A 5,314-nucleotide genomic window follows, 5' to 3' on the forward strand; every position below is an offset into this window, starting at 1 on the left:
CGGTTCCCTGTTCGACGATCGCGGTGCGGCTGGGGGCATAGATCAGTCCCAAAGAAATCGCGTCCTGTGCGCTCATCTTCCAGTCCACGACGCCGATGATCGCCTTCGCCACCTGCGCGATGATGGTCGATCCGCCCGCCGCGCCGATCGCGATCCGCACCTGCCCGTCGGGCCCGTAGACGATGGTCGGCGACATCGAGCTGCGCGGCCGCTTGCCGCCTTCGACCCGGTTGGCGACGAGCGCGCCGTCGCGTTCGGGCACGATGTCGAAATCGGTCAGTTCGTTGTTGAGGAAGATGCCGTCGAGCGTCAGCCCCGATCCGAACGGGCTTTCGATGGTCGACGTCACCTCCGCCACGTTGCCGCGGGCATCGGCGGCAGTCATCGACGAGGTGCCGGCGGGCTCGCTGACCGGCGCGCGCACCCGCGGCGGCGCGCCGGCGGGCGCGCCGGGCGCGATGCTGGCCATCGTCCGGTCGGGCGCGATCAGCGCCGAGCGCGCGGCGATATAATCGGGCGCGATCAGCCCCGCGAGCGGCACCCGCACATGTTCGGGATCGGCGACATAGGCGTCGCGATCGGCGTAAGCGAGGCGCTCGCTCTCCGCGATCAGATGCCACGCGACGGGCGAATCCCGGCCGAGCGCGGCCAGATCGAACCGTTCGAGCTGCTTCAGGATCATCAGCACCGCGATCCCGCCCGAGGACGGCGGCCCCATCCCGCACAGGCGATACACGCGATAGGTCGCGCAGACCGGCGGACGCTCGCGCGCGTCGTAGCTGGCTAGGTCGCCCTCGCTCATCCGCGACGGGTTGCGCGCCGCCTGGTTGACCGTCGTGACCAGCGCCTGAGCGATCGGGCCGACATAGAAGCTGTCGGGCCCGAGCCTGGCGATCCGTGCGAACAGGGCCGCCTGCGCGGGATTGCGCAGGATCGTGCCAACCGTCTTGGGCGTCCCGTCGGCGGCGTAGAAATGCGCGCGCGCCCAGCCGTCGACATGCCCGCCATAATTGCGCAGCGACTGATTGAGGCGCGGCGTGATCGCAAACCCGTTACGCGCCAGGCGGATGGCGGGTTGGAACAGCCGCGCCCAGCGCAGACGGCCGTGGCGCGCATGCGCGAGCGCCATCATCCGCAGATTGCCGGGCACGCCCACGCTCCGCCCGCCGGGGATCGCCGCGCGCCGGCTGAGCGGCTGGCCCGCCGCATCGTAGAACCAGCGCGGGTCGGCGGCGGCGGGCGCGGCCTCGCGCCCGTCGAAGCTGGTAACGGCGCGGGTGCGCGCGTCGTGATGGACCAGGAAGCCGCCCCCGCCGATCCCCGAACTCTGCGGTTCGACCACGTTGAGCGCGAGCATCATCGCGATCGCGGCATCGGTGGCGCTGCCGCCCGCCTTCAATATCTCCACCCCGGCGGCGGCGGCGCGCGGATCGGCGGCGCTGACTGCGCCGGCGGCCGGCGCGGCGCGTGCGGCAAGGGACTGACAGGAAAGGCTGGCGAGCAGCAGGGCAGACAGGAAGCGGCGGATCATCCCCGCCACGATAGACCCCCGCTCGCGCCCGGCAAGCGCCGGGCGGAAACAATCAGGCGTGGTTGCCCGGACGGGCGCGCGCCACCTGCATCCACAGCAGGGCGAAACAGAGCAGGCTGGCGATCGGCAGCGACAGGCCCAAAACCAGCGCGCCACGCGTCGTGTCGGCCACGAGCAGGCTCAGCGCGACGCCGGCCAGATAGTTGATGCCGAAGAACAGGAACATCCCGAACACGGCCGACAGGGCAAGAAGGCGATTCTCCATAGCATCTCTCCAGATGCCGTCCTGTGGTGGACGGTCATCGATCCGAACCGATGGCCGTACGGATACTCTGGTGGCCCTCAGTCTTGGTTAACGCCATCATGTCTTTTTCGATCCGGCGCGCAAGACCCGGACCATGGAAAATCAGCGCGGTATAAAGCTGGACCAGGCTCGCCCCCGCCTTGATCCGCGCATAGGCGTCCGCCCCGCTCGCGATCCCCCCCGCCGCGACCAGTGGCAGGGCACCGCCCGTCGCGCGGCGGAAGTCGCGCAGCCGTTCGAGCGCGAGGTCGCGCAAGGGCGCGCCCGACAGCCCGCCCGCCTCGTCCCGCGCGGCGCTGCGCAGCGGGGGACGGGAAATTGTCGTGTTGGACACGATCAGCGCGTCGATCCGCCGGTCGAGCGCCACGCGCGCGATCGCGTCGACATCCGCCGTCGCCAGATCGGGCGCGACCTTGAGGAAGATCGGCGGGCCGTCCGCGCCCCGCGCCTCGATCGCGCCCGCCAGCAGCTCGTCGAGCGCCGCCGCCTCCTGCAGCGTGCGCAGGCCCGGCGTATTGGGCGAGGAGATGTTGATCGTGAGGTAGGAGGCGACCGGCGCCATCGCGCGCACCCCCGCCGCATAATCGGCGATACGGTCGGCCGCGTCCTTGTTCGCGCCGACATTCACCCCGACGATGCCGGGCCGCCCCGCGCGGTGTGCAAGGCGCGCGCGCGCCGCCTCCTGCCCGCCATTGTTGAACCCCATGCGGTTGATGACCGCGCGGTCCTCGGGCAGGCGGAACAGGCGCGGACGCGGATTGCCCGCCTGCGGCAGCGGCGTGAGCGTGCCCACCTCGACGAAGCCGAAGCCGAGCGCGAGGAAGGCGTCGGGCGCCTCCGCATCCTTGTCGACCCCCGCCGCCAGCCCGACCGGCGAGGGGAAATCGAGGCCCGCCACGGTCACGCCCAGCGCGGGATCGTGCCGCGCCGGCCGCCCCGGCATATGCGTGAGCAGGTCGATCGTCAGGCGATGCGCGCGCTCGGCCTCCAGCGAGAAGAGGAGCGGGCGGACGAGGGGAAAGAGGCGCATGGCGCGGCTATGCCGGGCCGGGAGCCGTGCGTCACCATTATGGTGACATTCACCTTCGGTGGAATCTCTCGTGCTTGAACTTGTCATCGCGCCGTTGCGCTGGGCGCAATCATTTCTACCCCGTTCGCCCGAGCGAAGTCGAAGGGTGGGCCGCGATCACCGCCTTCGCGATCCACCCGTGCTTCGACTTCGCTCAGCACGAACGGAGGGAAGACGCCGCTAACTGCGCCGCGCCCCCGCTTGCACCCCGCCGCCGGCAGGCGCAGGGCGCGCGAATGCGCACCGTCTATCGTATTGCCGGGATGATCGCGGTCGCGCTGGGCGTGATCGGGATCTTCCTGCCGATCATGCCGACCGTGCCGTTCATGCTGCTCGCCGCTTTCTTCTTCGCCAAGAGCAATCCCGAATGGGAGGCGCGGCTGCTGGCCGATCCGCGCTTCGGCCCGCACGTCCGCGCCTGGCGCGAGCGCGGCGCGATCAGCCGGCGGGGCAAGGCGATGGGGCTGCTCGGCCTTGGCGGCAGCGCGGCGATCGGGCTGCTGGCGCTCGACGGGCATTGGCAATATGTGCCGCTCGGCATCGCTCTGGTCTGCGGAAGCTGGATCGCGACGCGCCCGACGGCTTGACCCACGCCGCCGCAGCCACCATCTGCAATTCGGAATGAATCAGTCTGATTAAACATGCGCCTGTCCAACCTCGCCGATTATGCCGTCGTAATGCTCGCCGCCGCCGCGCGCGATGCCGACGCGCGCCTCAACGCCACCTGCCTCGCCGAACGCACCGGCATCCCGTTGCCCACCGCGCAGAAGCTGGTCGGCCGGCTGGCGACGGCGGGGCTGCTCGTCTCCTCGCGCGGGGCCGGCGGCGGTTTCCGCCTGTCGCGCGTTCCGAGCGAGATCAGCCTGGCCGACATCGTCGAGGCGGTGGAGGGGCCGATCGCGCTGACCGCCTGCGTCGAGGCGGGACGGCATGATTGCGGGCTCGATCATCAATGCCAGGTCCGGCCGCATTGGGGCGTCGTCAACGACGCGATGCGCGGCGCGCTTGCGGGCGTGAGCCTCGCCAGTCTCGCCGCGTCTCCGGCCGCGCCGCAACAATCTGCGCCGCAGCCCGAGGGAGTCCCGGCATGACCGACGCGCCCGTGAAGAATGCCGAGGCGCATGCCGCGGTCGAGAAGGCCTATGAATGGGGCTTCACCAGCGACATCGAGCAGGAGTTCGCGCCCAAGGGCCTGAACGAGGATATCGTCCGCTTCATCTCGGCCAAGAAGGGCGAGCCGGAGTGGATGCTCGATTATCGGCTGAAGGCCTATCGCCACTGGCTGACGATGGAGAGCCCGGATTGGGCCAAGCTCGACATCCCGCCGATCGATTATCAGGACGCTTATTATTATGCGGCGCCCAAGGAAAAGCCCAAGCTCGGCTCGCTCGACGAGGTCGATCCCGAAATCCTGCGCGTCTACGAGAAGCTCGGCATCCCGATCGAGGAGCAAAAGGTGCTCGCGGGCGTAGAGGGCGGCCGCAAGGTGGCGGTGGACGCGGTGTTCGACAGCGTGTCGGTCGCGACCACCTTCCGCGCGGAGCTCGAACGCGCGGGCGTGATCTTCCGCTCGATCAGCGAGGCGTTGAAGGAATTTCCCGATCTCGTCCGCAAATGGCTCGGCAAGGTGGTGCCGATCCACGACAATTACTTCGCGGCGTTGAATGCGGCGGTCTTCTCCGACGGCACCTTCGTCTACGTGCCCGAAGGCGTGCGCTGCCCGATGGAGCTGTCGACCTATTTCCGGATCAACGCCGCCAATACCGGCCAGTTCGAACGGACTTTGATCGTCGCCGACAAGGGCGCCTACGTCTCCTATCTCGAAGGCTGCACCGCGCCGATGCGCGACGAGAACCAGCTCCACGCCGCCGTAGTCGAGCTGGTCGCGCTCGACGATGCCGAGATCAAATATTCGACCGTCCAGAACTGGTATCCGGGCGACGCGCAGGGGCGCGGCGGCATCTACAATTTCGTGACCAAGCGCGCTCTGTGCCAGGGCAAAAGGTCCAAGGTGTCGTGGACGCAGGTCGAAACCGGCAGCGCGATTACGTGGAAATATCCCTCCTGCGTGCTCGCGGGCGAGGACAGCGTCGGCGAATTCTATTCGGTCGCGGTCACCAATAACCACCAGCAGGCCGATACCGGCACGAAGATGATCCACCTCGGCCGCGGCAGCCGATCGACCATCGTGTCGAAGGGGATCAGCGCGGGCCGTTCGGACAACACCTATCGCGGCCTCGTCCGCGTCGGCCCGACGGCGGAGAATGTCCGCAACTTCACCCAGTGCGACAGCCTGCTCCTGGGCAGCGACTGCGGCGCGCACACCGTGCCCTATATCGAGGTGCGCAACCCGAGCGCGCAGATCGAGCATGAGGCGACCACCAGCAAGATCAGCGACGACCAGCTGTTC

At 68.9% G+C, this 5,314-nt stretch carries 6 protein-coding genes; 3 read left to right on the forward strand and 3 right to left on the reverse strand.

Annotated elements, in window-relative coordinates:
* From ggt to ACOJSF_RS07120, 3 genes are all read right to left on the reverse strand, one after another.
* On the reverse strand, positions 1 to 1,531 hold a 1,531-nt coding region (ggt, locus tag ACOJSF_RS07110), incomplete at its 3' end, for a gamma-glutamyltransferase (RefSeq protein ID WP_420141518.1).
* A gap of 52 nt (positions 1,532 to 1,583) precedes the next feature.
* On the reverse strand, positions 1,584 to 1,796 hold the full coding sequence (locus ACOJSF_RS07115; protein WP_420141519.1) for a hypothetical protein: 213 nt from the start codon (positions 1,794 to 1,796) through the stop codon (positions 1,584 to 1,586).
* A gap of 34 nt (positions 1,797 to 1,830) precedes the next feature.
* Positions 1,831 to 2,865, reverse strand: coding sequence for a quinone-dependent dihydroorotate dehydrogenase (locus ACOJSF_RS07120; RefSeq protein WP_420141520.1), 1,035 nt, complete (start codon positions 2,863 to 2,865; stop codon positions 1,831 to 1,833).
* 275 nt (positions 2,866 to 3,140) lie between these two features.
* Here ACOJSF_RS07120 and ACOJSF_RS07125 point away from each other — a divergent pair, with 275 nt between their 5' ends.
* From ACOJSF_RS07125 to sufB, 3 genes are all read left to right on the forward strand, one after another.
* Entirely contained in the window at positions 3,141 to 3,491 is a 351-nt protein-coding gene (locus tag ACOJSF_RS07125) for a YbaN family protein (protein ID WP_420141521.1), read from the forward strand.
* A gap of 54 nt (positions 3,492 to 3,545) precedes the next feature.
* On the forward strand, positions 3,546 to 3,995 hold the full coding sequence (locus ACOJSF_RS07130; protein WP_420141522.1) for an SUF system Fe-S cluster assembly regulator: 450 nt from the start codon (positions 3,546 to 3,548) through the stop codon (positions 3,993 to 3,995).
* A partial coding sequence (sufB, locus tag ACOJSF_RS07135) for a Fe-S cluster assembly protein SufB (RefSeq protein WP_420141523.1) occupies positions 3,992 to 5,314 on the forward strand: 1,323 nt, incomplete at its 3' end. The genes ACOJSF_RS07130 and sufB, both read left to right, overlap by 4 nt.

Source organism: Sphingomonas sp., assembly GCF_048594985.1.
Lineage (GTDB): Bacteria > Pseudomonadota > Alphaproteobacteria > Sphingomonadales > Sphingomonadaceae > Sphingomonas_I.